Origin of the sequence: Streptomyces sp. cg35 (assembly GCF_050410835.1) — a bacterium.
GTDB lineage: Bacteria > Actinomycetota > Actinomycetes > Streptomycetales > Streptomycetaceae > Streptomyces.
This window is the reverse complement of the sequence record NZ_CP191268.1, coordinates 5,665,261-5,691,257: the sequence shown is the minus strand read 5'-3', so window position 1 is coordinate 5,691,257 and position 25,997 is coordinate 5,665,261. Positions and strand designations below refer to the sequence as shown.

Below are 25,997 nucleotides of genomic sequence, written 5' to 3'. Positions count from 1 at the left end.
GACGGAGTGCTCCCGGACGGAGAGCTCCCTTGCATGAAGAAGGGGGCCGCGGCGTGCGGCCCCCTCTCCGTCGTGCGGGCGTGCTCACGGGCGGAGCGTGAACTCCCGGGCGGTGTCCGGCCGGTCCAGCTTCGCGTCGTGCGGCGCCTTGGCCGTCGTACCGGACAGACCGGCCCACGCGAGGATCCGCGAGGTGGCCAGGGCCTTGTCGTCGGCGTTCAGACCCGCGACGTTCGCACCGTGGTTGGCGTGCGGCGCCGTCAGGACGTAGCTGTCCCGGGCCCCGGCGCCGAGCCGGAAGCGCTCCGCGCCCCACGGGTCGTTGTCTCCGTAGACGTACAGCATCCGCGTGGCGTTGTGGCGCACCCACGAGTCGACGTCGCGCATCGCCCACGGTTGGAACTTCATGGGGATGGAGCGCGGCACGAAGTTGCGCGGCGGCTGGTAGCCGTAGCGGGAGAGCTTGCCGAGCCAGGGCTGCTTGATGTCGGGCGAACCGAGCTGCACGCCCGCCTGGTAGTAGTACGGCGTGTACTGCTCCAGGCCCTGGTCGGCGTAGGAGGCCCAGCCGCCGACGGCGTCGACGTAGTCGAAGAGGTCCTGGTCGGAGACCGTGGCGGCGTCCGGGACGTCCGCGCAGGCCGACTCCGGCTGGTACTGCCAGAAGCCCCACACCAGGTCGAGCACGGTCGCCTCGTAGGCCTTGTCCAGCGAACCGACCGTGTTGACGGTGTAGTCGTTGGCGGCGAGGTACTCCTTGTACTTCTTCTCCAGCGCGTCACGGCGCACCAGCGTCTCGCGCTGCACCTTCTGCAGGGCGACGCGGCAGTCCCTTGGGCCGACGTTCGCGAGGAATTTGTCGTACGCCGAGTCCTCGTCGTTGACGACGTCGTTCGGGGCGACGTACGCGACGACGCCGTCCATGTCGCGCGGGTAGAAGCGCTCGTAGTACGTGGCGGTCATGCCGCCCTTCGAGCCGCCGGTGGTCAGCCAGTTCTGGCCGTAGACCGGCTTGAGGGCCTGGTAGATGCGGTGCTGGTCGCTGGCCGCCTGCCAGATGTCGAGCTTCGACCAGTCGGCGGGCTGCGGCCTGGACGGCGTGAAGAAGCGGTACTCCACGGAGACCTGGTTGCCGTCGACGATGCGGGTGGGCTCGCTGCGCGACGGGTTCGTCGAGACGTTGTAGCCGCTGGTGAACATGACCGTCGGGCGGCTGACGTCCTTGTGCAGCACGGTGATGCGCTGCTGGAAGGTGCCCTTGGACGGGTGCCGGTGGTCGACCGGCTGGGTGTAGTTGAGGACGAAGTAGCGGTAGCCGTCGTACGGCTTCTCCTCGACGAGGCTCATGCCCGGTATCGCGAGGAGCCGGTCCTTGATGTCGGTCGTGGCGGCCACGGCGTCGGCCGGCTGCGCGGCGGCCGCCGTGGATATCCCGGCCGTGCCCACGGTTCCTATGACCACCGCGAGTGACAACAGCCATCTGAGCGTCTTGCGCATGCACCCTCCCCTGGAGTTACACGGACGCTCCGGAAACTATCGGAGCAACTCGTGCACCACCAGGGGTACTTGGTGTCCGCTCAGCATGACATTCGGTACTGCTTCAGCACAGAATCCACCCTGAACTGACCGATTTCGACCCCACTCGCCCCTTCACCCGGACACAGCGGTGACCGGCGTGCACGGTGACCGGGCCCGCGTGGTGGGTGAAGCGGCCCTCCTCGACGACGGCCCGGTTGCCGCGGGCCTGGACGCTGACCGACATGGTCTGGCGGACCCCGGCGCGCTTGGCGACGGTGACGGCGCAGACGTAGCCGCGGCTCCTGTAGAGGACGGTCGAGCCCGTGCTGAACGACAGGGTGCGGGCCTTGTGTCCGGCGCAGAGCGCGGCGGCCCGCGCGCCGCCGGCACCCGGCCCCGCCACGACCAGCAGCGTGGAGGAGACCAGCGCGGTCAGCACGAACGTGAGCAGTCGGCGCGGCCCTCGTACGCCCCGCGCGCGCCCTATATCGCCTTCCTCACCTCTTCGCACCGCAGCCCCTCCCGTCACATCGGCACCAGAGTACTGATGAACGGACGCGACACGCGGGCCGTACGGTTGCACGAGGACCCGGTCCGGTCCCCGGCGCCGCCCGGTTCGGGACAACCCTGGGCGCGGCGCCGCACCGGTCACGTCGCCGTGGTGACGGCCTCCCCCACGAAGGTGCGCCACAGCTCGGCGTACTTCCCGCCCCGCCGGACCAGCTCCTCGTGCGTCCCGTCCTCCGCGACCCGGCCGTGGTCCATCACCACGACCCGGTCCGCGCGGGCCGCCGTCGTCAGGCGGTGCGCGACGACCAGGGTGGTGCGCTTGCCGGCGATGCGGTCGGTGGCGTGGTTGACCTGGGCCTCCGTGGCGAGGTCGAGGGCGGCCGTGGCCTCGTCGAGCAGCAGGATGTCGGGGTCGACGAGCTCGGCGCGGGCCAGCGCGATCAGCTGGCGCTGGCCGGCCGAGAGGTTGCGGCCGCGCTCGGCGACCTCGTGCAGATAGCCGCCCTCCAGCGTGGCGATCATGTCGTGCGCGCCGACCGCCCGCGCCGCCGCCTCGACCTGGGCGTCGCTCGCGTCGGGCCGCCCGTAGGCGATGGCGTCGCGGATCGTGCCCGGGAAGAGGTAGGCCTCCTGCGGGACGACGCCGAGCCGGTGCCGGTACGACGTCAGGTCCAGGTCGCGCAGATCGGTGCCGTCGACGGTGACCCGGCCGCCGGTCGGGTCGTAGAACCGGGCGACCAGCTTGACCAGGGTCGACTTGCCCGCGCCGGTCTCGCCGACGAAGGCGACGGTCTGCCCGGCGGGGATCCGCAGGGCCACGTCGCTCAGCGCCGCCTCGTCGGTGCCGTACGCGAAGTCGACGTCCTCGAAGGCGATCTCGCCGCGCAGCGAGAGCACGTCGAGCGGCTCGTGCGCGGCCTTCGTCGAGGTCGGCTCGCGCAGCAGTTCCTGGATCCGGCCGAGCGAGACGGTCGCCTGCTGGTAGCCGTCGAAGACCTGCGAGAGCTGCTGCACGGGAGCGAAGAACAGGTCGATGTAGAGGAGGTAGGCGACGAGCGCGCCGGTCGTCAGGGTGCCCGCGTCGACCCGGTGCGCGCCCACCATCAGCACGGCCGCGGCCGCCACCGACGCCAGGAGCTGTACGAACGGGAAGTACACGGAGATCAGCCACTGTCCGCGGATACGGGCCTGGCGGTAGCTCTCGCTGCCGGCCGCGAACCGCTCCCCGCCGTCCCGCTCGCGCCGGAACGCCTGCACGATGCGCAGTCCGGCGACGGACTCCTGCAGGTCGGCGTTGACGACGGAGACGCGCTCGCGGGCCAGCTCGTACGCCTTCACGCTGGAGCGCCGGAAGAAGAACGTGCCGATGATCAGCGGCGGCAGCGTCGCGAACACGACGAGCGCGAGCTGTACGTCGATGACGAGCAGGGTGACCATGATGCCGAAGAACGTGACGACGGAGACGAACGCGGTGACGAGCCCGGTCTGCAGGAACGTCGACAGGGCGTCCACGTCCGTCGTCATCCGGGTCATGATCCGCCCGGTCAGCTCGCGCTCGTAGTAGTCGAGGCCGAGCCGCTGGAGCTGGGAGAAGATCTTCAGCCGCAGCGAGTAGAGGACCCGCTCGCCGGTGCGTCCCGTCATCCGGGTCTCGCCGATCTGCGCGGCCCACTGGACGAGCACGGCGACCAGCGCGAGCGCGGACGCGGCCCAGACCGCGCCGAGCGCCAGCTGGGTGACGCCCTCGTCGATGCCGTGCCGGATCAGGATCGGCAGCAGCAGGCCGACGCCCGCGTCGACGGCGACCAGCGCGAGGCTGATCAGCAGCGGCGCCCCGAAACCGCGCAGCAGCCTGCGCAGCCCGTAGGAGTCCTCGGGCGTGACGGCCCGCGCCTCGTCGATGCCGGGGGTGTCGGTGGCGGGCGGCAGCGCGTCGACCTGCGCGAGCAGCTCGGGGGTCGCGGGCATCCCGGACAGCGCGGTGTCCTTGGGTTCGCGGTCGCCGGTCCACAGCCTGGGGGTGACGCCCCGCTCGGCGTCGAACTCGGCGTCCAGCTCCTCGCGTACGGAGGTGTCCTCCGGCTGCTCGGCGCTGGGCGCGGCATGTCCGGGCGAGACTCCGCCCAGCTCGTCGGGGTCGGTCAGCAGCCGCCGGTAGAGCGGTGAGCCGGCCTCCAGCTCCTCGTGCGTGCCGATGGCGGCGAGGCGGCCGCCGTCGAGGACGGCGATGCGGTCGGCGAGGCCCAGGGTGGAGCGGCGGTGGGCGATGAGGAGGGTGGTGCGGCCCGCCATGACGCCGCGCAGCGCCTCGTGGATCTCGTGCTCGACACGGGCGTCGACCGCGGACGTGGCGTCGTCGAGGACGAGCAGGCGCGGGTCGGTGAGGATGGCGCGGGCCAGCGCGAGGCGCTGGCGCTGGCCGCCGGAGAGGGTCAGCCCGTGCTCGCCGACCTTGGTGTCGTAGCCCTCGGGCAGCTCGGCGATGAACCGGTCGGCCTGCGCGGCGCGCACGGCCGCCTCGATCTGCTCGTCGGTGGCGTCCGGCGCGCCGTACGCGATGTTGGCGCGCACGGTGTCGGAGAACAGGAAGGAGTCCTCGGGGACCAGCCCGATCGCGGCCCGCAGCGAGGACAGGGTCAGCTCGCGCACGTCGCGGCCGCCGATGAGGACGGCGCCGTGCGAGACGTCGTAGAAGCGCGGCAGCAGCAGCGAGACGGTGGACTTGCCGGAGCCGGAGGAGCCGACGACGGCGAGGGTCTCGCCGGCCCGGATCTCGAAGGACAGCCCGTCGAGGACGGCCCGGTCGGCGCCGGCGTACTCGAAGGACACGTCGTCGAACTCGACGGTCGCGGGGGCGTCGGCGGGCAGTTCCTTCGTGCCGTCCTCGATGGAGGGCTCGGTGTCGATGAGTTCGAGGACGCGCTCGACGCCGGCCCGGGCCTGCTGCCCGACGGTGAGCACCACGGCGAGCATCCGCACGGGCCCGACGAGCTGGGCGAGGTACGAGGAGAACGCGACGAACGTGCCGAGCGTGATCTGCCCTCGCACGGCCAGCCAGCCGCCGAGGGCGAGCATGGCGACCTGCCCGAGGGCGGGCACGGCCTGCAGGGCGGGCGTGAACTTCGAGTTGAGCCGGATGGTGCGCAGGCGTCCGGCGAACAGCCGCCGCCCGACCTCCCGCAGCTTCCCGGTCTCCTGCTCCTCCTGCCCGAAGCCCTTCACGACGCGGACGCCGCTGACGGCGCCGTCGACGACCCCGGCGACGGCGGCGGCCTGCGCCTGCGCGTACCAGGTGGCGGGGTGCAGCTTGGAGCGGCTGCGCTTGGCGATGAACCAGAGGGCGGGCGCGACGGCGAGTGCCACGAGGGTGAGCGGCAGCGACAGCCACGCCATGATCACCAGGGACATGAGGAAGAGCAGGATGTTCCCGATGGTCATCGGGAGCATGAAGAGCAGCCCCTGGATGAGCTGGAGGTCGCTGGTGGCGCGGCCGACGACCTGCCCGGTGGACAGCTCGTCCTGGCGCCGCCCGTCGAGCCGGGTGATCGTCCCGTACATCTCGGTGCGCAGGTCGTGCTGGACGTCGAGGGCGAGGCGTCCGCCGTAGTAGCGGCGGATGTAGGTGAGGACGTAGACGACGACGGCCGCGCCGATGAGGATGCCCGCCCAGGTCCCCATGGACCGGGTGTGGTCCCCGATGACGTCATCGATGATGATCTTGGTGATCAGCGGTACGAGCGCCATGACGGCCATGCCGCCCAGCGAGGCACCCAGCGCGAGCAGCACGTCCTTGGGGAAACGCCATGCGTATCCCGCGAGCCGTCGCGCCCAGCCCCGTTTCTCCGCCACGCCTCTGCCTCTCGCCGTACCCGCTCGTCCTGACCTGCCGAAGGGCCAACGCGGGCCGCTCCGGATTTCATCCCGCCGCAACAATCGGAGGCGCCGGCCGCGATCCACAGGTGACACCCAGCTTCGTCACAGCGCCCGCTCACCCGGCCCCGGCACGGTGCACTGGTGACCTCTGCGACCGAACCGCTCCCCCACGCCCCAGCCCCTCCGCCGCCCGCGGCCGCGCCCACGGCGCACCGCGCGCCGCGCTGGTCGCTGCCCGCGCTGCTCGCGATCCTGGCGCTCGCCGCGGTGCTGTACTCCTGGAACCTCTCCGCCTCCAGCCTCAACAGCTTCTACAGCGCGGCCGTGCTCAGCGGCACCGAGAGCTGGAAGGCCTGGTTCTTCGGCTCGCTGGACGCGGGCAACTTCCTGACCGTCGACAAGCCGCCGTTCGTCCTGATGGTGATGGGCCTGTCCTGCCGGGTGTTCGGCTTCGGGACGTGGCAGATGATGCTGCCGCTGGTCCTGGCCGCGCTCGGCACGATCTGGATCCTGCACTCCTCGGTGAAGCGGGTGTGGGGCCACGGCGCGGCGGCGGTCGCCGCGCTCGTCCTCGCGCTCACCCCGATCACGGTCGCCATCAACCGCGACAACAACCCGGACGCCCTGCTCGTCCTGCTGATGGTGGCGGGCGCGGCGCTCGCGCTGCGGGCCGTCCACAACGGCCGGCTGCTGCCGCTGATCGGCTCGGCGGTCTGCTTCGGCCTCGCCTTCAACACGAAGATGCTCCAGGGCTACATCGCGCTGCCCGCGGTCTTCGCCGTGTACCTGTACGCGGCCCGGGGCGGCCTGTGGCATCGCGTACGGAACCTGGCTGTCGCGGCCGTCGCGCTCGCGGTGTCCAGCTTCTGGTGGGCGGCGGCCGTGTCGTTCGTGCCCGCGTCCGAGCGCCCGTACATCGGCGGCTCCACGGACGGCACCGCCTGGGACCTGATCATGGGCTACAACGGTCTGGGCCGGGTGTTCGGCGGCGACGGCAACATGGGCGCAGGCGGCGGGGGCGGCGGCTTCGCCGGGGCCGCGGGCATCGGCCGCATGTTCAACGAGGTGCTGGGCGGCCAGATCTCCTGGCTGCTCCCCTTCGCGGGCATCGCGCTCGTCGGCGGCCTGGTGCTGCGCGGGCGCGCCCCGCGCACGGACCTCACGCGGGCGGCGCTGATCCTGTGGGGCGGCTGGACGGTCCTGCACTACCTGACCTTCAGCATGGCCGAGGGCACCATGCACCCGTACTACACGACCGCGCTCGCCCCCGGCATCGCGGCCCTGTGCGGGGGCGGCGGCCTGATGCTGCTGCGCGCCTTCCGCGCCGACAAGCGGTGGGCGTGGGTGCTGCCCGTCGCGCTCGGCGTCACGGGGATCTGGGCGATCGTGCTGCTGCGCCGCGCGTCCGGCTGGAACAGCTGGCTGTGGCCGGTGGTCGCGCTCGTCATGGCGCTGGCCGTCGCGGGGCTGCTGGTCTTCCGTACGGCGTCGGGGCACCGGCTGCGTCTGCTCGCGGCCTCCCTGGCGGCGGCCGTGGTGGCCTCGGTCGCGGGCCCGGCGGCGTTCGCCTGGTCGGTGCCGTCGGCCTCCGGCGGCGCGGGCGGCATGGGCGGCACGAATCCGACGGCGGGCCCGTCGACGGGCGGCGGCTTCGGCGGCGGTCCCGGCGGGGGCGGCGGCCGGGGCGGATTGCCCGGTGGCGGCGAGATGCCCGGCGGCGGTCAGCAGCAGGGGCAGGGCGGTCAGCAGCAGGGCGGTGGCGAGATGCCCGGCGGGGGTGAGATGCCGAACGGCGGCTTCCCCGGTGGCGGGGAGATGCCCGGTGGCGGAGAGATGCCCGGCGGCGGCTCCCCGCAGGGCGGTGGCGAGATGCCGAACGGCGGTGAGATGCCCGGTGGTGAGTCCGGGGGCTTCCCCGGCGGATCGCAGCAGAACGGCGAGTCTTCGCAGGGGGGCAACGGCGAACAGGGCGGCGGCACCCGGGGCGGCTTCCCCGGCGGCGGCATGGGCGGCGGTATGGGCGGCGGCGCCTCCACCGAGCTGATCACGTACCTGAAGAAGCACCGTGACGGCGCCACGTGGCTGCTGGCGGTGTCGAGTTCGCAGAGCGCGGCCTCACTCATCGTCTCCTCGAAGCAGCCCGTCATCTCCATGTGGGGCTGGTCCGGCAGCGACAAGGCGATGACCGTCGCCAGGCTCAAGGAGCTGGTGAAGAAGGGCGAGCTGCACTACGTCCAGCTCGGCGGCGGCATGGGCGGCGGCCCCGGCGGCGGCAACGACCTCAGCTCGGCGGTCACCGCGTGGGTGCAGAAGCACGGCACGAAGGTGAAGGCGAGCGAGTACAGCACGTCGACGTCCGACAAGGACGGTGCCAGTGACGGCGACAGCGACTCGACCGGCTCGGAGAACTCCCAGTCGCTGTACCGACTGGACGCGTCCGACGTGACCTGACCCCGCAACCACCGGACATTACGCGGCCCCTGACGTTCCCTCAGGGGCCGCGGTCGTCACAGGATCGACGCCTCGCGTTCACCCAATCCCTACGTGTTCATGTCACGCTCCGGACTACCCATTCAACCCGCGTAGAACGGACGGACACCCCACATGCCCGGAACGCACATACGCACCTTCGCCCTCGGCGCCGCCACCGTCCTGGCCGCCGTCACCCTGCCGACGGCCACCGCCACCGCCGGCCCGGCCGCCGCCCACCCCACCGCGGCGGTCTCCGCGTACGACGACACGTACTACCAGGACGCGCTGGGCAAGACCGGCACGGCCCTCAAGTCCTCGCTGCACACGATCATCAGCGACCAGACGAAGGTCTCGTACGACGGCGTCTGGAACGCGCTCAAGGCCACCGACCAGGACCCGGCCAACAGCAACAACGTGATCCTGCTGTACAGCGGCGTATCCCGCGCCAAGTCGCTCAACGGCGGCGCGAGCGGCGACTGGAACCGCGAGCACGTGTGGGCCAAGTCCCACGGCGACTTCGGCACCGCGACCGGCCCCGGGACGGATCTGCACCACCTGCGGCCCGAGGACGTGACGGTCAACTCGGTGCGCGGCAACCTGGACTTCGACGAGGGCGGCAGCGCCGTCACCAACGGCGGCGGCAGCAAGGTCGACTCCGACTCCTTCGAGCCGCGCGACGCGGTCAAGGGCGACGTGGCCCGCATGATCCTCTATATGGCGGTGCGCTACGAGGGCGACGACTCCTTCGCCGACCTGGAGCCCAACGAGTCGGTGAACAACGGCAGTTCACCGAACATCGGCAAGCTCTCGGTGCTGAAGAAGTGGAACGACGAGGACCCGCCGGACGCCTTCGAGGAGAACCGCAACGAGGTCATCTACACGACCTACCAGCACAACCGCAATCCGTTCATCGACCACCCGGAGTGGGTCGAGTCGATCTGGTAGAGCCGCGCCTCACCGCTCTCCGCGCCGCTCGTCCAGGTAGTGCCCGAGGCGCTCGATCACGGTGTCCAGGGCGCCCAGGTCCCGGCTCTTGTCGGTGATCACGGTGTGCCCCTGGTACTCCACCCGGTACGCGAAGAGATCGCGGCCGGTCGCGGAGACGGTGCGGGCGGGGAGCCTGTCGAAGTCCACCTGGTCCAGCAGGGAGTCGAGGTCGTCCCGCTCCTTCTCGGAGAGCGCGCGGGCGGCGCGGGCGGTCCCCCGGTCCGTCGTGCGCACCGCACCGTCCGGGGCGACCTCGATGCCCTGGTCCACGCCGGCGAATCCGCCGCTGACGGTCAGGCTCACCGCGCCGTGCCCGGTGGCGTCCGCGAGGCCGCCGCATCCCGCGCCGGACAGGACCGCCACCGCCACGACGGCCGAGCGCCACGCACCTCTGTTCACCGGAGCCTCCAGCCGGTCGGCCGCACCCGCGGCGACGGGGGAACAGTACCGCCGTCAGCCCGTGTGCGTCGGCGCGAACATCCGCAGCCGCGCCGGGAGTACGACGACCCGCGGCCCGGGCGCCTTCAGTGCCGCGGCGAGGTCCTCGCGCAGCGCCTCCGGTGACGTGCGCACCGCGGGCACGCCGAACGACTCGGCGAGGGCCACGAAGTCCGGCCGGGTCAGTTCGGTGCCCTCGGTCGCTCCGAAGGTGTCGGTCATGTACTCGCGCAGGATGCCGTAGCCGCCGTCGTCGACGATCAGCCAGGTCACGTTCAGCGACTCCTGCGCGGCCGTGGCGAGTTCGGCGATCGAGTACAGGGCGCCGCCGTCGCCGGAGACCGCGAGGACCGGCGTCGTCGGGTCGGCGACCGCGGCGCCGAGCGCGGCCGGGAAGCCGTAGCCGAGGCCGCCCGCGCCCTGCGCCGAGTGCAGCGGTCCCGGCCAGGCCGCCCAGGCCCAGTAGGACAGGATCGTCATGTCCCAGAAGGACGGGGCCCGGAGCGGGAGTGCGGCGCGCACGTCGGCCAGCACCTGCTGTTCCAGGGCGAGTTCCTGGCCGTCGATCCGGTCCCGTACGGCGGCGAGCACCTCGGCGACGCGGGCCGGGGCCTTGTCGTCCGTGCGCTCCCCGACCGTCTCCAGGAGTGCCTGGAGCGCCAGGCGGGCGTCGGCGTGGATGCCGAGGGCCGGGTGGTTGGACTCCAGCTTGCCCGCGTCCGCCTCGACCTGGACGATCCGGCCGCGCGGCGCGAACGTGTGGTAGTTCGAGGAGAGTTCGCCGAGCCCCGAGCCGACGACGAGCAGCACGTCGGCGTCCTCCAGGAACGCGGTGACGTGCCGGTCCTCCACCCACGACCGGAGGGAGAGCGGGTGCTCCCACGGGAAGGCGCCCTTGCCGCCGTACGTGCACACCACCGGCGCGTTCAGCTTCTCCGCGAGGGCGCGCAGCTTGCCGGACGCGTCGGCGCGGATCACGCCGCCGCCCGCGACGATCACCGGGCGCTCGGCCTTTTCCAGCAGGTCGGCGGCGACCGCGGTGAGTTCGGGCGGCGGGGCGAGCTCGTGCGGGATCGCGTCCGCCGCGCTCACCACCGGCAGGGCCGCCGGGGCGAGCAGCACGTCCTGCGGAATCTCGACGTAGACCGGGCCGTGGGGCACGCTCAGCGCCGACTCCCAGGCCGCCGCGATCGCCGACGGGATCTGCGACTGCGTACGGACCGCGTGGACGGACTTCACCACGCCCCGGAACACGGCCTGCTGGTCGGTCAGCTCGTGGAGGTAGCCGTGGCGGCCGCCGCCGAGCCCCGCCACCGGGACCTGGCTCGCCACGACGAGCACCGGCGCCGAGGCCGCGGCGGCCTCCTGGAGCGCGGGCAGGGTCAGCAGGGCGCCGGGCCCGGTCGACACGAACAGCGGGGCGGCCTCGCCGCTCACCCGGCCGTACGCGTCCGCCGCGAAGCCCGCGTTCTGCTCGGTGCGCAGGCCGACGTAGCGCAGCAGATCGCTGCGGCGCAGCGCGTCGAAGAGGCCGAGGGCGTGCTGGCCGGGCAGGCCGAAGACGGTGGACGCGCCGAGACCCGCGAGCGCCTCCACGACCAGGTCGCCGCCGGTGCGCCCGGCCGGCGGGTTCAGGGCCGCCTCGGTCTGGCGCGGCGTGGGCCGCAGGACGAGGTCGTGGTCGTGGGTCATCGGGCGTTCCTCTCCGTCGCCGCGCAGGTCAGGCCGTGCGGGCCGCCGCGATCTGCCGGGACATGATCGTCGTCAGCTCGTACGCGGTGTGCGAGGCGGCGACGGCGGTGATCTCCGCGTGATCGTACGCGGGGGCCACCTCGACCACGTCGGCCGAGACCAGGTTGCAGGAGGCCAGCCCGCGCAGGATCTCCAGCAGCTCGCGGGACGTCATGCCGCCCGCCTCGGGCGTGCCGGTGCCGGGGGCGTGGGCCGGGTCGAGGCAGTCGATGTCGATGGAGATGTACAGCGGGCGGTCGCCGATGCGCTGGCGCAGCTGGTCGGCGACCTCGTCGGCGCCGCGGCGGTAGATGTCCGCCGAGGTGACGATGCCGAAGCCCATCTTCTCGTCGTCGGTGAGGTCCTGCTTGCCGTAGAGCGGGCCGCGGGTGCCGACGTGGGAGAGGGCGGAGGTGTCGAGGATGCCCTCCTCGACGGCGCGGCGGAACGGGGTGCCGTGCGTGTACTCGGCGCCGAAGTACGTGTCCCAGGTGTCCAGGTGCGCGTCGAAGTGGAGCAGGGCGACCGGGCCGTGCTTCTTGGCGACCGAGCGGAGCAGCGGCAGCGCGATGGTGTGGTCGCCGCCGAGCGTCATCATGCGGGCGCCGGTGCCGAGCAGGTCGTCGGCGGCGGCCTCGATGGTCTCGACGGCCTCGTTGATGTTGAACGGGTTCGCGGCGATGTCGCCCGCGTCCGCGACCTGGGCGAGCGCGAAGGGGGACGCGTCCTGCGCCGGGTTGTAGGGGCGCAGCAGGCGGGAGGCCTCGCGGATGGCGTTGCCGCCGAAGCGGGCGCCGGGACGGTACGAGACACCGGTGTCGAACGGCACGCCCACCACGGCGACGTCGGCCGTGCCGACCTCGTCCAGGCGCGGCAGGCGCGCGAAGGTCGCGGGGCCCGCGTAGCGCGGTGTGCGGGAGGAGTCGATCGGGCCGCGGGGGGTGGCGTCCTGGTGCTCGCTGGTCATGGCGTGCCTTTCCTGAACAAACGGTCAGTCTCGTGAACTGGCTTACCGGGAAGGGAGGTCGGGGGGCGGGATCAGGTCCCGTACAGCTCGGGGCGCCGGTCCCCGAACACGTCGTTGTGGTCGCCGAGCCGCTTGTCGCGGGCCCGCGCGAGGTCGCAGGGGGCGAGCAGCAGGGCGGGTCCGTCGGTGGGGGTGTGCCCGGCGAGCGGGAAGCCGTCGGGGTCGACGATCACCGAGCCGCCGGTCCAGGCGACGCCGCGCTCCTCGCCGGCCCGGTCGCAGGCGGCGACGTACATCCGGTTGACGGCGGCGTCGGCCTGGACGCGGACGACCTCGCCGGGGCGCTCGCCGTCCGGGCGCGGGAACAGCGGCCAGTTCACGGGCGCGCACAGCAGCTCGGCGCCGGCCAGGGCGACGTGCCGGACCCACTCGGGGAACTCGACGTCGTAGCAGACCATGACGCCGATCCGGCCGACGCCCTCGATGTCGACGACGGGCGGCGCGGCGTCGCCGGGGACGAAGAAGTCCTTCTCGGTGCCGAACAGGTGGGCCTTGCGGTAGACGGCGCGGACGGTGCCGGTCGGGTCGACGATCACCGCCGAGTTCCGGACCTGCCCGTCCGCGTCCAGCTCGGCGAGGCCCGCCACCAGGGTCACACCGTGCTGCCGTGCGGCGGCGGACCAGGCGGTGACGGTGGGCCCGTCGACCGGTTCGGCGAGGGCGCGGGCCTCGGCGGGGTCCGCGAAGACGTAGCCGCTGTTGGTGAGCTCGGGCAGCACGACGACGCGGGCCCCGGCGGCCGCGGCGGCCGCGATCGCCTCCTCGGCGGCGGCGAGGTTCTCCGCCACGTCCCCCACCCCGAGGGCGAGCTGCGCACAGGCCACGGTCGTCGTCACGCTTCGGCACCTTCCAGTTCGGCCTCGCTGGCCTCCACCGCCGCGCGCTCGGCGTCGAGGTCGAGCCCGCGTGTCAGGACGTAGTACAGGATGCCTCCGACCAGCAGTCCGACCACGAACGAGATGTCGAAGCCGCCGATCGCCTCGGCCAGCGGGCCGGTGAAGAAGGACGTGGTGAAGAACGGCACCATCGCGGCGAACCCGACGACGTACGCGGTCAGGCCCTGCCAGGACCAGCGGCCGTAGATGCCCTTCGGGTCGAAGATCGCGGTGATGGCGTAGTGGCCGCGGCGCACGAAGTAGAAGTCGACGAGGTTGACCGCCGTCCACGGGATGAGGAAGTACAGCATCAGCAGGACGAAGTCGTTGAAGGAGCCGAGGTAGTCCTCGGGCAGCAGCAGCGCGACGACCAGGACGGCCAGCTCGATGACGACGATGCCGGTGATGCGGGAGCGGACGGTGGGGCGCACGGGGCGGAAGGCGTCGACGGCGCTGGTCGTGGTGAGCATCGCGCCGTACGCGTTCACGGCCATGATCGTGATGAGCGCGAGGGCGGAGACGACGACGGCGAAGGTGCCGAAGCCGGGCAGGATGTCGTTGCCGACCTGGCGCAGGCTGTTGATCGCGTCGGGCGCCTTCATCGAGGAGGCGAGGAGCGCGCCGAGCGACATCAGCCAGACCGCGGAGAGCGCGGCGCCGGCGTACGTCCACCAGATGACCTTGCGGGCCGAGACGTCGCGCGGCAGGTAGCGCGAGTAGTCGGACACGTAGACGGCGTACGAGATCTGGTAGCCGGCCGCGCCGCAGAAGACGATCAGGAACGCGGTCCAGGAGTGGCCGCCGCCCGCCGCGGAGACGTGGTGCGGGTGGAGCTGCACCAGCGCGCCGACGGTGATGACGCCGAAGACGACGATGAGCACGTACGTCAGCCAGCGCTGGACCAGGTGCAGCAGGTCGTGCCCGACGACGGCGAGGACGACCGCGACGCCGATGAGGATCGCGTACCAGGCACGCGGCCCGCCGGGCAGGATCGTCGTCAGGCCCTGCGCGGCGAGGACGACGTTGAAGACGTTGAAGCCGATGTAGACGAAGACGACGGCCGCGAACGGGACGACGGCGCCGCGGATGCCGAACTGGGCGCGCGACTGGATCATCTGCGGCAGGCCCATGCGCGGCCCCTGGTTGGCGTGGAACGCCATGAAGAACGTGCCGAAGCAGGCGCCGAGCGCGACCGCCGCGACCGACCAGCCCAGGCTCAGTCCGAGGGAGGGGCCGATGAAGCCGGTGACCATCGTGGTGAGCACGAAGTTCCCGGTGAACCAGAACGGGCCCTGGTGCCAGACCTTGCCGTGGCGCTCGCGCACCGGCACGTAGTCGATGGACCGGACCTCGATCAGGCCGCGGGAGGTACCACCACTGCTGTCGTGGACCGCTGTCTTGTCGGCCGTGGGAGCGCTCATCGCGGCTCCTTCCCTCACATGCGTACGGGCCACGGGACTGCGGAACCGCGGCAGCTGGAACCTAACCGCGGGTGAGCGGGCGCTTCGATCGCCCCCAGGGCGAATCATCCAAGGCCCTATGGACATCACGTCCATGCCCCGTGGGTGACACTGGACGCATGGCGTTGCTCCTGTCCGACCTGGTCGACCGTCCCGAACTGCATCTTTCCGTCGCCGCGTGCCCGGAGCACCTCGACCGCCCGGTGCTCGCCGCGCACGCCTCCGAGCTGGTCCGCCCCGGCTCCTGGCTGCAGGGCGGCGAGCTGCTGATGACGATCGGGCTGCTGCTGCCGATGGACGTGGCCGCCTGCCGCACGTACGTCGACGACGTCACGGCCGCGGGCGCGCACGCGCTGGCGCTCGGCCTCGGCCCGGAGCTGCCGTACCAGGAGGCGCCCGAACCGCTGGTGACGGCGGCGCGGGAGGCGGGTCTGCCGTTGCTGACGGTCGGCGAGGACGTGCCGTTCATCGCGGTGACCAAGGCGGTGTTCGCGGCGCAGGCCGCCGAGCAGCGGGCCGCCGTGGAGAGCGCCTTCGAGACGCAGCGCCGGCTGACGGCGGCGGCCGCGGCGGGCGGCGGCCTCACCCCGACCCTGGACGCGTGGACCTCGGCGACCGGGGTGCGGGCCCATGTCACCGATCCGCTGGGCCGGGTCATCGCCGCCGACTCGGGCGGGCCCCAGGAGCCGGACGCGGCGGGCGCCGAGCTGCTGCGCCGGGTGGCGACGGGCGGGCTGCGCTCCAGTGCGGTCGCGCCGGGTCTGGAGGTGCAGCCGCTGGGCGCGCGCCGGCTGCGCGGCATGCTGGTCCTCGCGGGCGACCCGGGCCCGGACGCCCGCCTGCTGATCTCCGGCCTGGTCTCCCTGCTCTCCCTCGAACTGGAGCGCCGCCACCTCGCGGACGAGCCGGAGCGCCGCCGCAGGGCCGGTCTCCTCGGCCGCCTCCTCGACCCGTCCACCACCGCCGAGCAGGCCGCCGACGTGCTGTCCGGCGCGGGGCTAGCGGCGGACGCGGTGCGCGGCGTCGTCGTCGAGGCGCCGTCCGAGGAGGCGGCCCGCGAGATCGCCGCCGACCTGGCCCTGGCGGTACCGGGCGGGCTGACCCGGACCCGCGGCGCGCTCGTCGACGCGGTCGTCGGCGAGGGCCTCGACCTCGACGGGGTCCTCGCCCACTTCGCGCCGGGCTGCCCGGCGGGCATCGGCTCACCGGTGCCGCCGGGCGCGGCCCGCACCTCGCGCAGGGAGGCGGCGGGGCTGCTCGAACTCAGCCGCACGGCGGGCCACCCGGTCCGGGCCCGCCACGACCACTCCAGCGGGCTGCTGCTCGACCTCGGCGACCGCGCGGCGCTCACCGGGTACGCGGACGCGCTCCTGGGCCCCCTCGACACGGCGGACCCCACCGGGGCCCTGTCCCTGACCCTGGCCACCTGGCTGGACAGCGGCAGTTCCTGGGACGAGACGGCCCGCCGCCTCGGCCTGCACCGGCACACCGTCCGCAACCGCCTCGACAAGGTCGCGCACCTGACGGGCCGCCGCCTCGACGACGGCGACGACCGCTTCGACCTGTGGCTCGCGCTGCGCGCACGGCGGGCGGCACGTCGGGCCTGACCGGGCCCGACCGGTCCAAGGTGCGGAACCGATCAACGCCGCGCGGGGACCCTGGGCACAATGGACGCATGCCGATACCCGGGATTCCCAGCGATACTCCGACCCGTGCCGCCCTGATCGAGCACCTCGTCCGCACCCGCATCGCGGGCGATGTGGCCACCCCCCGCGACAACAACCTGTCGCACTACCGCAAGCTCGCGAACGGCGACCGGCACTACTGGCTGGGCCTGGAACTCGGCGACCGCTGGACCGACGAGCAGGACGTGCTCGCCGTCATGTCCGAGCGCTGCGGTGTCGTCGACGACCCGGAGCACCGGTACGGCCAGGACACCATCGACCCGGATCTGACGGTCGACGCCCTGGAGCGGATGGCGGCCCGGCTGCGCAAGGCGGCGGCCGGCCGGGAGCGCGTCCTGCTGGCGACCGGCCACCCGGGCGGCCTCCTCGACGTGCACCGCGCGACGGCGACGGCGCTGCGTGCCGCGGGCTGCGAGATCGTGGTGATCCCCGAGGGCCTGGCCACCGAGGAGGGCATGGTCTTCCAGTTCGCGGACGTGGCGATGCTGGAGCGCGGCGCGACGCTGTGGCACACGCACTCCCCCGACCCGATGACGGCGATCCTTGACGGCCTGGAGCGCGCCGGCCGCCCGCTGCCCGACCTGGTCGTCGCCGACCACGGCTGGGCCGGCTGCGCGGCCCAGCGCGGGCTCGACTCCGTCGGTTACGCGGACTGCAACGACCCGGCGCTGTTCCTCGGCGAGGCGGAGGGCACGATGCAGGTCACGGTCCCCCTGGACGACCATGTGACGAGCCCGCGCCACTACGACCCGATGACGGCGTACCTGCTGGACGCGGCGGGGCTGTTGGACTAGGGCCTGTCCGGATGCGGGGAGCCATCCCCTGAGATGCCGCACGCCGTGCGCGTCTCAGGGGCGCGGGGAACTGCGCGACCGGCCACGACGGCGCGGCACCCGCGAACGCATCAGCAGCTCCTACGGCGCCGGGGCCCCGGAGCTCGGCCCCGGATGAATCACCACGGGTTCAACCCCTCGGTGCGGCGCTGGGCAAACCCGGGGGTCGGATCCAGGTACACCCGCCGCACCGCAGGAAACCGCTCCCGCAACCGCCGCGCCGCATCCTCACAGGCCCACTCGATCTGCGCGGCGGTGGACGCGTCCCGGAAGTCCACCTTCGCCGCGACGAGCGCCTCCCGGGGCCCCTGCACGAGCGTGGTCAGCTCCAGCACGGCCTCGACGTGCTCCCCCTGGAGCAGGATGGACCGGATCTCCGCCCGGACGGGCTTCGGCAGCGGCCGCCCCACGAGCAGCTCCGCATTGGACCGGCCCAGCACCCAGGCGACCCAGAGCAGCAGCATCCCGATGCACAGCGAAGCGATCCCGTCCCAGACCCCGGACCCGGTGAGCTGCCCGCCCAGCAGACCGCCCGCGGCGAGGAGCAGGCCGACGAGCGCGGCGCTGTCCTCCAGGACGACGGCCTTCACGGCGGTGTCGGGCGTGTGCTTCAGATACGTACCGACGGGCGCCCGGAACCGCGCCGCCTCGCCCCGCGCCTGCTTGACCGCGGTCCGCAGGGAGAAGCCCTCCAGGACGAAGGCGATGGCCAGCACGATGTACGACACCAGGGGGTTGCCGAGCTCCTCGCCGGCGACCAGGGTGTGGATCCCGTCGTACAGGGAGAAGACGGCGCCGCCGACGAACGTGGCGACGGCGGCGAGCATCGCCCACACGTAGCGCTCGCCCCCGTACCCGAGCGGATGCTCCTCGTCGGCGGGCTTCTCGCTGCGCTTCAGGGCCGTGAGGAGCAGCAGTTCGGTGACGGTGTCGGCGAAGGAGTGCGCCGCCTCGGAGAGCATCGCGCTGGAGCCGCTGATGACTCCGGCGACCGCCTTGGCGAGCGCGATCCCCAGATTCGCCGCCGCGGCGACGATCACGGTGAAGACGCTCTCCCCGCCCGCTTCTTCCGTCTCCTCGACGCCGCCCGCGCCCTCAGCCCGTACATCCATGTACGGGACGGTATGTCCGATCAGCGCGGAACGCGAACGACGCCTTCCTGGATGACGGTGATCGCGAGCTGTCCGTCCCGGGTGTAGATGCGGGCCTGGCCGAGCCCGCGGCCACCGGACGCGGACGGCGACTCCTGGTCGTACAGCAGCCATTCGTCGGCGCGGAACGGCCGGTGGAACCACATGGCGTGGTCCAGGGACGCGCCCACGACGTCGCCGACGGCCCAGCCGCCGCGCCCGTGGGCGAGCAGGACGGAGTCGAGCAGCGTCATGTCGGACACGTAGGTGGCGAGGCAGACGTGCAGCAGGTGCTCGTCGATGGCGCCGTCGAGTTTGCCGTTCGTGCGGAACCAGACCTGGGAGCGCGGCGGCTGCGGCTCGCCGACGAAGGCGAACGGCGGCGCGTCCACGTACCGCAGGTCGACGGCCTCGCGCGCTTCGAGGAGCCGGTCGACGACACCGGGGTCGACGAACGCGCCGGCGTACCGCGGCAGCATCTCGGCGGCGGTGGGCAGCGTCTCCGGGTCGGGCGCGTCCGGCATGCCGGCCTGGTGGTCGAGCCCGTCCTCGTACGTCTGGAAGGACGCGGAGAGGTGGAAGATCGGCTGCCCGTGCTGGATCGCCACGACGCGGCGCGTGGTGAAGGACCGGCCGTCGCGGATCCGGTCGACGGTGTAGACGATGGGCGCGCCCGGGTCCCCCGCCACGAGGAAGTACGCGTGCAGGGAGTGGGCGAACCGGTCGGCCGGGACGGTGCGCCCGGCGGCGACGAGGGCCTGGGCGGCCACCTGCCCGCCGAAGACGCGCGGGACGACGGCGGACCGGGACTGGCCACGGAAGACGTCCTGCTCGATCCGCTCCAGGTCGAGCAGATCGAGCAGGGACTCAAGTGCCTGATTCATACAGGTAGTTGTACTCAGTGTGCTGGTCGGGCGGGTTACAGGCCCATGTTCTTCGCGATGATCATCTTCATGACCTCGCTGGTGCCGCCGTAGATGCGGTTGACGCGGTTGTCCGCGTAGAGGCGGGCGATCGGGTACTCGTTCATGAAGCCGTAGCCGCCGTGCAGCTGGAGGCAGCGGTCGATGACGCGGTGGGCGACCTCGGTGCAGAACAGCTTCGCGGACGCGGCCTCGGCGGCGGTCAGCTCACCGGCGTCCAGGGCCTCCAGGGCGCGGTCGGCGACGGCCTCGGCGGCGTCCACCTCGGCCTGGCAGGCGGCCAGCTCGAACTTGGTGTTCTGGAAGGACGCGACCGGCTTGCCGAAGACGGTGCGCTCCCGGACGTACTCCTTGGCGAACTGGACGGCGGCCTTGGCCTGCGCGTACGCGCCGTAGGAGATGCCCCAGCGCTCGGAGGCCAGGTTGACGCCGAGGTAGTGGAAGCCCTTGTTCTCCTCGCCGAGAAGGTCCTCGACGGGCACCTTCACGTCGACGAACGCCAGCTCGGCGGTGTCGGAGGTGCGCAGGCCGAGCTTGTCGAGCTTGCGGCCGATGGAGTAGCCCTCGGACGTGGTGTCGACGGCGAACAGGGAGATGCCGAAGCGGCGGTCCTCGGCGGACGGCGCGGAGGTGCGGGCGCAGACGATGACGCGGTCGGCGTGCACGCCGCCGGTGATGAACGTCTTGGCGCCGTTGAGCACGTAGTGCGTGCCGTCGTCGGAGAGCTTGGCGGTGGTCTTCATGCCCGCGACGTCGGAGCCGGTGCCCGGCTCGGTCATCGCCAGCGCCCACATCTCGTCACCCGCGACGAACTTGGGCAGGTAGCGCTTCTTCTGCTCGTCGGTGGCGAGCATCTTGATGTACGGCAGGGCGAGCAGGACGTGCACGCCGGAGCCGCCGAAGGAGACGCCCGCGCGCGCGGTCTCCTCGTACTGGATGGCCTCGAACTTGTGGGTGTCCAGGCCGGCGCCGTCGTACTCCTCGGGCACGTTGATGCCGAACAGGCCGAGCTCCGCCATCTTGGCGTACAGCTCGCGCGGCACGATGCCCTGCTGGAACCACTCGTCGTAGTGCGGGACGACCTCGGCCTCGATGAAGGCGCGCAGGGTCTCCCGGAACGCCTCGTGGTCCTCATTGAAAACGGTACGGCGCACGGAGAACTCTCCCTCTACGACGATCTCGACGACGGTCTCTGCGACGAGTGTGCGGACAGCGGTCAAACGACTAAGCGCTTGCTCAGAGTCACGTTACTCGTCAGTTACGGGAGCGTCCAGAGATACAGGTCACTCCGAGGCGGCCGCGAACGCCCCACGGGCCAGCTTGTGCAACATCGCGGCGGTCGCCGCCCGGCCGGGCAGCGAGCCCGGACGGCTCAGGTGGGGCGTGGAGTTCAGCAGGCCGAAGACCGCGTGCACAGCCACGCGCGCGTGCGGCTCCGCGAGCCCCGGGTAGACCTTCCGCACGGCGTCCACCCACAGCTCCACGTACTGGCGCTGCAACTGCCGCACCAGCTTGCGGTCGCTGTCGCGCAGCCGGTCCAGCTCGCGGTCGTGCAGCGTGATCAGGTCGCGGTCGTCGAGCGCGAAGTCGATGTGGCCCTCGATGAGCGAGTCGAGCAGCGCCTCGGGCCCGCGCTCCGCCTCGGCCACCCGCCGCTTGCCACCGGTCAGCAGCTGCCCGCTGATCCCGACGAGGAGCTCGGCGAGCATCGCGTCCTTGCCCGCGAAGTGGCGGTAGAGCCCGGGGCCGCTGATGCCGACCGCGGCGCCTATCTCATCGACCCCGACACCGTGGAACCCGCGGTCGGCGAAGAGCCGCGCGGCCTCTCGGAGGATCTGCTCACGGCGGGTGGGGGCGTCGGTTCTGGTGGCCATGGAAGCAATTCTAGACAGGGAGGTTAGCGACCGTTAACCTGACGGCAACAGGTTAACGCTCATTAACGTCGGTCGGCGCTCATGGACCGAGTGAGGGGACCGCAGAATGCACGAGGCACCGGAGCTTGCGAGCGCGGCCGATCCCGCGTCGGAGGCCTGGCGGGCCAATGAGGCGGCGCACCGGGCGCTCGGCGAGGAGCTGCGCGGCAAGCTCGCGGCGGCCCGCCTCGGCGGCGGCGAGAAGGCCCGCGCCCGGCACACCGCGCGCGGCAAGCTGCTGCCGCGCGAGCGGGTGGACACGCTGCTCGACCCGGGCTCCCCGTTCCTGGAGCTGGCGCCGCTGGCGGCGGACGGGATGTACGAGGGACAGGCACCGGCGGCCGGGGTGATCGCCGGGATCGGGCGGGTCAGCGGGCGCGCGTGCGTGATCGTCGCCAATGACGCGACGGTCAAGGGCGGCACGTATTACCCGATGACGGTGAAGAAGCACCTGCGCGCGCAGGAGGTGGCCCTGGAGAACCGGCTGCCGTGCGTCTACCTGGTGGACTCCGGCGGCGCCTTCCTGCCGATGCAGGACGAGGTGTTCCCGGACCGCGAGCACTTCGGGCGGATCTTCTACAACCAGGCGCGGATGTCCGGTGCGGGCATTCCGCAGATCGCGGCGGTGCTCGGCTCGTGCACCGCGGGCGGGGCGTACGTCCCGGCGATGAGCGACGAGGCCGTCATCGTGCGCAATCAGGGCACGATCTTCCTGGGCGGCCCGCCGCTGGTGAAGGCGGCCACCGGTGAGGTGGTGACGGCCGAGGAGCTGGGCGGCGGCGAGGTCCACTCCCGCGTCTCGGGGGTGACCGACCACCTCGCGGAGGACGACGCGCACGCGCTGCGGATCGTGCGCACCATCGTCTCGACGCTGCCGGAGCGCGGCCCGCTGCCGTGGGCCGTGAAGGCCGCGATCGAGCCGAAGGTGGACCCGGCGGGTCTGTACGGGGCGGTGCCGGTCGACTCCCGCACGCCGTACGACGTGCGGGAGGTCATCGCGCGCGTGGTCGACGGCTCGCGGTTCGCCGAGTTCAAGGCGGAGTACGGGCAGACGCTGGTCACCGGATTCGCGCGGATCCACGGCCACCCGGTCGGCATCGTCGCGAACAACGGCATCCTGTTCTCCGAGTCCGCCCAGAAGGGCGCCCACTTCATCGAGTTGTGCGACCAGCGCGGCATCCCGCTGCTGTTCCTGCAGAACATCTCGGGCTTCATGGTGGGCCGGGACTACGAGGCGGGCGGGATCGCCAAGCACGGCGCCAAGATGGTCACCGCGGTGGCCTGCACGCGCGTGCCGAAGCTGACCGTCGTCGTCGGCGGCTCGTACGGCGCGGGCAACTACTCGATGTGCGGCCGGGCCTACAGCCCCCGCTTCCTGTGGATGTGGCCCGGCGCGAAGATCTCCGTGATGGGCGGCGAGCAGGCCGCGTCCGTGCTCGCGACCGTCAAGCGCGACCAGTTGGAGGCCCGCGGCGAGTCCTGGCCCGCGGACGAGGAGGAGTCCTTCAAGGACCCGATCCGCGCCCAGTACGAGACGCAGGGCAGCGCCTACTACGCGACCGCCCGGCTCTGGGACGACGGGGTGATCGACCCGATGGAGACCCGCCAGGTCCTGGGCCTGGCCCTGACCGCGTGCGCCAACGCGCCACTGCCGGAGAAGTCCGGCGGCTTCGGCGTCTTCCGGATGTGAGGGCCATGGAGACCCAGGTGGAGAGGCGAACGACCATGTTCGACACGGTCCTTGTGGCCAACCGCGGCGAGATCGCCGTCCGCGTCATCCGTACGCTGCGCGAGCTCGGCATCCGCTCGGTGGCCGTGTACAGCGACGCCGACGCGGACGCGCGCCATGTGCGCGAGGCCGACGAGGCGGTGCGGATCGGGCCGCCCCCGGCCGCCGAGAGCTATCTGTCCGTGGAGCGGCTGATCGAGGCGGCGCAGCGGACCGGCGCGCAGGCGGTGCACCCGGGCTACGGGTTCCTCGCGGAGAACGCGACGTTCGCGCGGGCCTGCGAGGACGCGGGCCTGGTCTTCATCGGCCCGTCCGCCGACGCGATCGCGCTGATGGGCGACAAGATCCGCGCCAAGGAGACGGTCCGGGCGGCCGGGGTGCCGGTCGTGCCCGGCGGCCGCGACCCCGATCTGGCGGACGCCGCACGGGAGTTGGGCGCTCCGGTCCTCCTCAAGCCGTCCGCGGGCGGCGGCGGCAAGGGCATGCGCCTGGTGCGCGACCTGACCGTGCTGGAGGACGAGATCGCCGCCGCCCGCCGTGAGGCCCGCGCCTCCTTCGGCGACGACACGCTCCTGGTGGAGCGGTGGATCGACCGGCCCCGGCACATCGAGATCCAGGTCCTCGCCGACGCCCACGGCAATGTGGTGCACCTGGGCGAGCGCGAGTGCTCCCTGCAGCGCCGCCACCAGAAGATCGTGGAGGAGGCTCCGAGCGTCCTGCTCGACGAGGCCACGCGCGCGGCGATGGGCGCGGCGGCCGTGGAGGCGGCGCGCAGTTGCGGCTACCGGGGCGCGGGCACGGTGGAGTTCATCGTGCCGGGCGAGGACCCGTCCGCGTACTGCTTCATGGAGATGAACACCCGCCTCCAGGTCGAGCACCCGGTGACCGAGCTGGTCACGGGCCTGGACCTGGTGGAGTGGCAGCTGCGCGTGGCCGCGGGCGAGCCGCTCGGCTTCGGGCAGGACGACATCACGCTCACCGGGCACGCGGTGGAGGCCCGGCTGTGCGCCGAGGACCCCGCGCGCGGCTTCCTCCCCTCCGGCGGCACGATCCTCGCGCTGAGCGAGCCGCAGGGCGACGGGGTGCGCACCGACTCGGGCCTCAGCGAGGGCACGGAGGTCTCCTCCCTGTACGACCCGATGCTGGCGAAGGTCATCGCGTACGGCCCCGACCGGGAGACGGCGCTGCGCAGGCTGCGGGCCGCGCTGGCCCGGACGGTGACGCTGGGCGTGCCGACGAACGCCGGGTTCCTGCGCCGCCTGCTGGCCCATCCGGCGGTCGTGGCGGGCGAGTTGGACACCGGCCTCGTGGAGCGCGCCGCGGACGGCCTGGTCGAGGCCGAGGTCCCGGCGCAGGTGTACGCGGCGGCGGGCACCCTGCGCCAGGAGCGGCTCGCGCCGGCTTCGGCCGAGGGCTGGACGGACCCGTTCGCCCGCCCCGACGGCTGGCGGCTCGGTGGCGAACCGGCCTGGACCGTGCACCACGTGAGAGTGCCGGGCCATGACCCGGTGGAGGTGCGGGTGCGCGGCGCCGAGGTCCTGGTCGACGGCGCCCCGGCCGCTCCCGCCCGCCTCACGGCCGTCGCCGGTGACTGGCTGGGCCGCGACGGGGATGCCTGGCACGTGCAGGACCACGACCCGGTCGCGGCGAGCCTGACCGGCGCCGGCGCGGGCGGCGCGGGCTCCCTGACCGCGCCCATGCCGGGCACGGTGACGGTCGTGAAGGTGGCGGTCGGCGACGAAGTGGCCGCGGGCCAGAGCCTCTTGGTCGTGGAGGCGATGAAGATGGAGCACGTCATCGCGGCACCGCACGCGGGCGTCGTGACGGAACTGGACGTGGCCCCGGGCACGACGGTGGCGATGGACCAGATCCTCGCGGTGGTCGAGAGCGCCCCGGAAGGGGCCGACCGCGAGGAGGCGGCCTCATGACACCGGCACTCCCCATGGTGGTCCCGTCCCCGGACCTGCCCGCCCAGGTCCGGATCCACGAGGTGGGCGCCCGCGACGGCCTCCAGAACGAGAAGACGACGGTCCCCACGGAGGTCAAGGCGGAGTTCGTCCACCGCCTCGCCCGGGCCGGCCTGACCACCGTCGAAGCGACCAGCTTCGTCCACCCCAAGTGGGTGCCCCAACTGGCGGACGCGGAGACCCTGTTCCCCCGGCTCCAGGACCTGAGCGGCGTCCACCTGCCGGTCCTCGTACCGAACGAGCGCGGCCTGGACCGCGCCCTCATGCTCGGCGCGAGCCGCATCGCCGTCTTCGCCAGCGCCACCGAGTCCTTCGCGAAGGCCAACCTCAACCGGACGGTCGCCGAGTCCCTCGCGATGTTCGAGCCGGTGGTGGCCCGGGCCAAGGACGCCGGGGCCCATGTGCGCGGCTACCTCTCCATGTGCTTCGGCGACCCGTGGGAGGGCCCGGTCCCCGTCCGTCAGGTCGTCGCGGTCGCCACGGCCCTGAGGGAGATGGGCTGCGACGAGCTGAGCCTCGGCGACACGATCGGCGTGGCCACCCCCGGCCATGTGCGGACGCTGCTCGCGGCGCTGAACGCGCAGGGCGTGCCGACGGACGTGATCGGCGTCCACTTCCACGACACGTACGGGCAGGCCCTCGCCAACACCCTGGCGGCCCTGCAGCACGGTGTGACGACGGTGGACGCCTCCGCGGGCGGCCTCGGCGGCTGCCCGTACGCGAAGAGCGCCACCGGCAATCTCGCCACCGAAGACCTCGTCTGGATGCTCGACGGACTCGGCATCGAGACCGGGGTCGACCTCGGCCGTCTCACCGCCACCAGCGCGTGGATGGCCCGGCAGTTGGGCCGACCCAGCCCGTCCCGCACCGTTCGCGCCCTCTCGAAGGAAGACGTTCGAGAGACACAGCCCCCACAGGAGCAGTGA

General features: G+C 72.5%; 19 protein-coding genes. 7 read left to right on the top strand and 12 right to left on the bottom strand.

Annotated features, from left to right (window positions below; genetic code table 11):
- Positions 1-84: 84 nt before the first annotated feature.
- The 3 genes from ACQUQD_RS26045 to ACQUQD_RS26035 form a co-directional block, all read right to left on the bottom strand.
- Entirely contained in the window at positions 85-1,497 is a 1,413-nt protein-coding gene (locus ACQUQD_RS26045; RefSeq protein WP_428954546.1) for a S28 family serine protease, read from the bottom strand.
- 103 nt (positions 1,498-1,600) lie between these two features.
- A complete protein-coding gene (locus tag ACQUQD_RS26040; protein ID WP_428954545.1) occupies positions 1,601-2,029 on the bottom strand; it encodes a hypothetical protein in 429 nt (142 codons plus the stop codon).
- A gap of 137 nt (positions 2,030-2,166) precedes the next feature.
- On the bottom strand, positions 2,167-5,877 hold the full coding sequence (locus ACQUQD_RS26035; RefSeq protein ID WP_428954544.1) for an ABC transporter ATP-binding protein: 3,711 nt from the start codon (positions 5,875-5,877) through the stop codon (positions 2,167-2,169).
- A 165-nt stretch (positions 5,878-6,042) separates the two neighbouring features.
- On the opposite strand from ACQUQD_RS26035, the gene ACQUQD_RS26030 reads away from it, so the two are divergent.
- Positions 6,043-8,352: an ArnT family glycosyltransferase gene (locus tag ACQUQD_RS26030; RefSeq protein WP_428954543.1), complete on the top strand. Its 2,310-nt coding sequence runs from the start codon at positions 6,043-6,045 to the stop codon at positions 8,350-8,352.
- A 153-nt stretch (positions 8,353-8,505) separates the two neighbouring features.
- On the top strand, positions 8,506-9,318 hold the full coding sequence (locus ACQUQD_RS26025; RefSeq protein WP_428954542.1) for an endonuclease I family protein: 813 nt from the start codon (positions 8,506-8,508) through the stop codon (positions 9,316-9,318).
- Between the two features lie 9 nt (positions 9,319-9,327).
- Here ACQUQD_RS26025 and ACQUQD_RS26020 read toward each other — a convergent pair whose 3' ends face one another.
- The 5 genes from ACQUQD_RS26020 to ACQUQD_RS26000 form a co-directional block, all read right to left on the bottom strand.
- The gene (locus ACQUQD_RS26020; protein ID WP_428954541.1) at positions 9,328-9,759 is read right to left on the bottom strand and encodes a hypothetical protein; all 432 of its coding nucleotides are present in this window, start codon (positions 9,757-9,759) and stop codon (positions 9,328-9,330) included.
- A 54-nt stretch (positions 9,760-9,813) separates the two neighbouring features.
- Positions 9,814-11,490: a thiamine pyrophosphate-binding protein gene (locus ACQUQD_RS26015; RefSeq protein ID WP_428954540.1), complete on the bottom strand. Its 1,677-nt coding sequence runs from the start codon at positions 11,488-11,490 to the stop codon at positions 9,814-9,816.
- Between the two features lie 28 nt (positions 11,491-11,518).
- Complete coding sequence (gene speB, locus ACQUQD_RS26010; RefSeq protein ID WP_428954539.1) at positions 11,519-12,496, bottom strand: agmatinase; 978 nt, start codon at positions 12,494-12,496, stop codon at positions 11,519-11,521.
- A gap of 71 nt (positions 12,497-12,567) precedes the next feature.
- Positions 12,568-13,392, bottom strand: a complete 825-nt coding sequence (locus ACQUQD_RS26005; RefSeq protein ID WP_428954538.1) for a nitrilase-related carbon-nitrogen hydrolase — start codon at positions 13,390-13,392, stop codon at positions 12,568-12,570.
- Positions 13,389-14,789, bottom strand: coding sequence for a purine-cytosine permease family protein (locus ACQUQD_RS26000; protein WP_428957662.1), 1,401 nt, complete (start codon positions 14,787-14,789; stop codon positions 13,389-13,391). The genes ACQUQD_RS26005 and ACQUQD_RS26000 overlap by 4 nt, the downstream gene beginning before the upstream one ends.
- Positions 14,790-15,010: 221 nt before the next feature.
- Between ACQUQD_RS26000 and ACQUQD_RS25995 the strand changes: the two genes are divergently transcribed.
- Positions 15,011-16,498 (top strand): PucR family transcriptional regulator, encoded by a 1,488-nt coding sequence (locus tag ACQUQD_RS25995; RefSeq protein WP_428954537.1) that lies wholly within the window; start codon positions 15,011-15,013, stop codon positions 16,496-16,498.
- A 68-nt stretch (positions 16,499-16,566) separates the two neighbouring features.
- Positions 16,567-17,370 (top strand): phosphatase, encoded by an 804-nt coding sequence (locus tag ACQUQD_RS25990; protein ID WP_428954536.1) that lies wholly within the window; start codon positions 16,567-16,569, stop codon positions 17,368-17,370.
- A gap of 158 nt (positions 17,371-17,528) precedes the next feature.
- Here the strand turns inward: ACQUQD_RS25990 and ACQUQD_RS25985 are convergent, their stop codons facing one another.
- From ACQUQD_RS25985 to ACQUQD_RS25970, 4 genes are all read right to left on the bottom strand, one after another.
- Entirely contained in the window at positions 17,529-18,521 is a 993-nt protein-coding gene (locus ACQUQD_RS25985) for a cation diffusion facilitator family transporter (protein WP_428954535.1), read from the bottom strand.
- 20 nt (positions 18,522-18,541) lie between these two features.
- A complete protein-coding gene (locus ACQUQD_RS25980; RefSeq protein ID WP_428954534.1) occupies positions 18,542-19,423 on the bottom strand; it encodes an acyl-CoA thioesterase in 882 nt (293 codons plus the stop codon).
- A 35-nt stretch (positions 19,424-19,458) separates the two neighbouring features.
- Complete coding sequence (locus tag ACQUQD_RS25975) at positions 19,459-20,616, bottom strand: acyl-CoA dehydrogenase family protein (protein ID WP_428954533.1); 1,158 nt, start codon at positions 20,614-20,616, stop codon at positions 19,459-19,461.
- A 129-nt stretch (positions 20,617-20,745) separates the two neighbouring features.
- Positions 20,746-21,336, bottom strand: a complete 591-nt coding sequence (locus tag ACQUQD_RS25970; RefSeq protein WP_428954532.1) for an SACE_7040 family transcriptional regulator — start codon at positions 21,334-21,336, stop codon at positions 20,746-20,748.
- A 106-nt stretch (positions 21,337-21,442) separates the two neighbouring features.
- On the opposite strand from ACQUQD_RS25970, the gene ACQUQD_RS25965 reads away from it, so the two are divergent.
- The 3 genes from ACQUQD_RS25965 to ACQUQD_RS25955 are packed head-to-tail and all read left to right on the top strand — an operon-like array spanning position 21,443 to position 25,997.
- On the top strand, positions 21,443-23,065 hold the full coding sequence (locus tag ACQUQD_RS25965) for a carboxyl transferase domain-containing protein (RefSeq protein ID WP_428954531.1): 1,623 nt from the start codon (positions 21,443-21,445) through the stop codon (positions 23,063-23,065).
- Positions 23,066-23,100: 35 nt separating this feature from the next.
- The gene (locus tag ACQUQD_RS25960) at positions 23,101-25,032 is read left to right on the top strand and encodes a biotin carboxylase N-terminal domain-containing protein (RefSeq protein ID WP_428957661.1); all 1,932 of its coding nucleotides are present in this window, start codon (positions 23,101-23,103) and stop codon (positions 25,030-25,032) included.
- Positions 25,029-25,997 carry a hydroxymethylglutaryl-CoA lyase gene (locus ACQUQD_RS25955; RefSeq protein ID WP_428954530.1) on the top strand — a complete coding sequence of 323 codons (969 nt, stop codon included), beginning with the start codon at positions 25,029-25,031 and terminating at the stop codon, positions 25,995-25,997. The genes ACQUQD_RS25960 and ACQUQD_RS25955 overlap by 4 nt, the downstream gene beginning before the upstream one ends.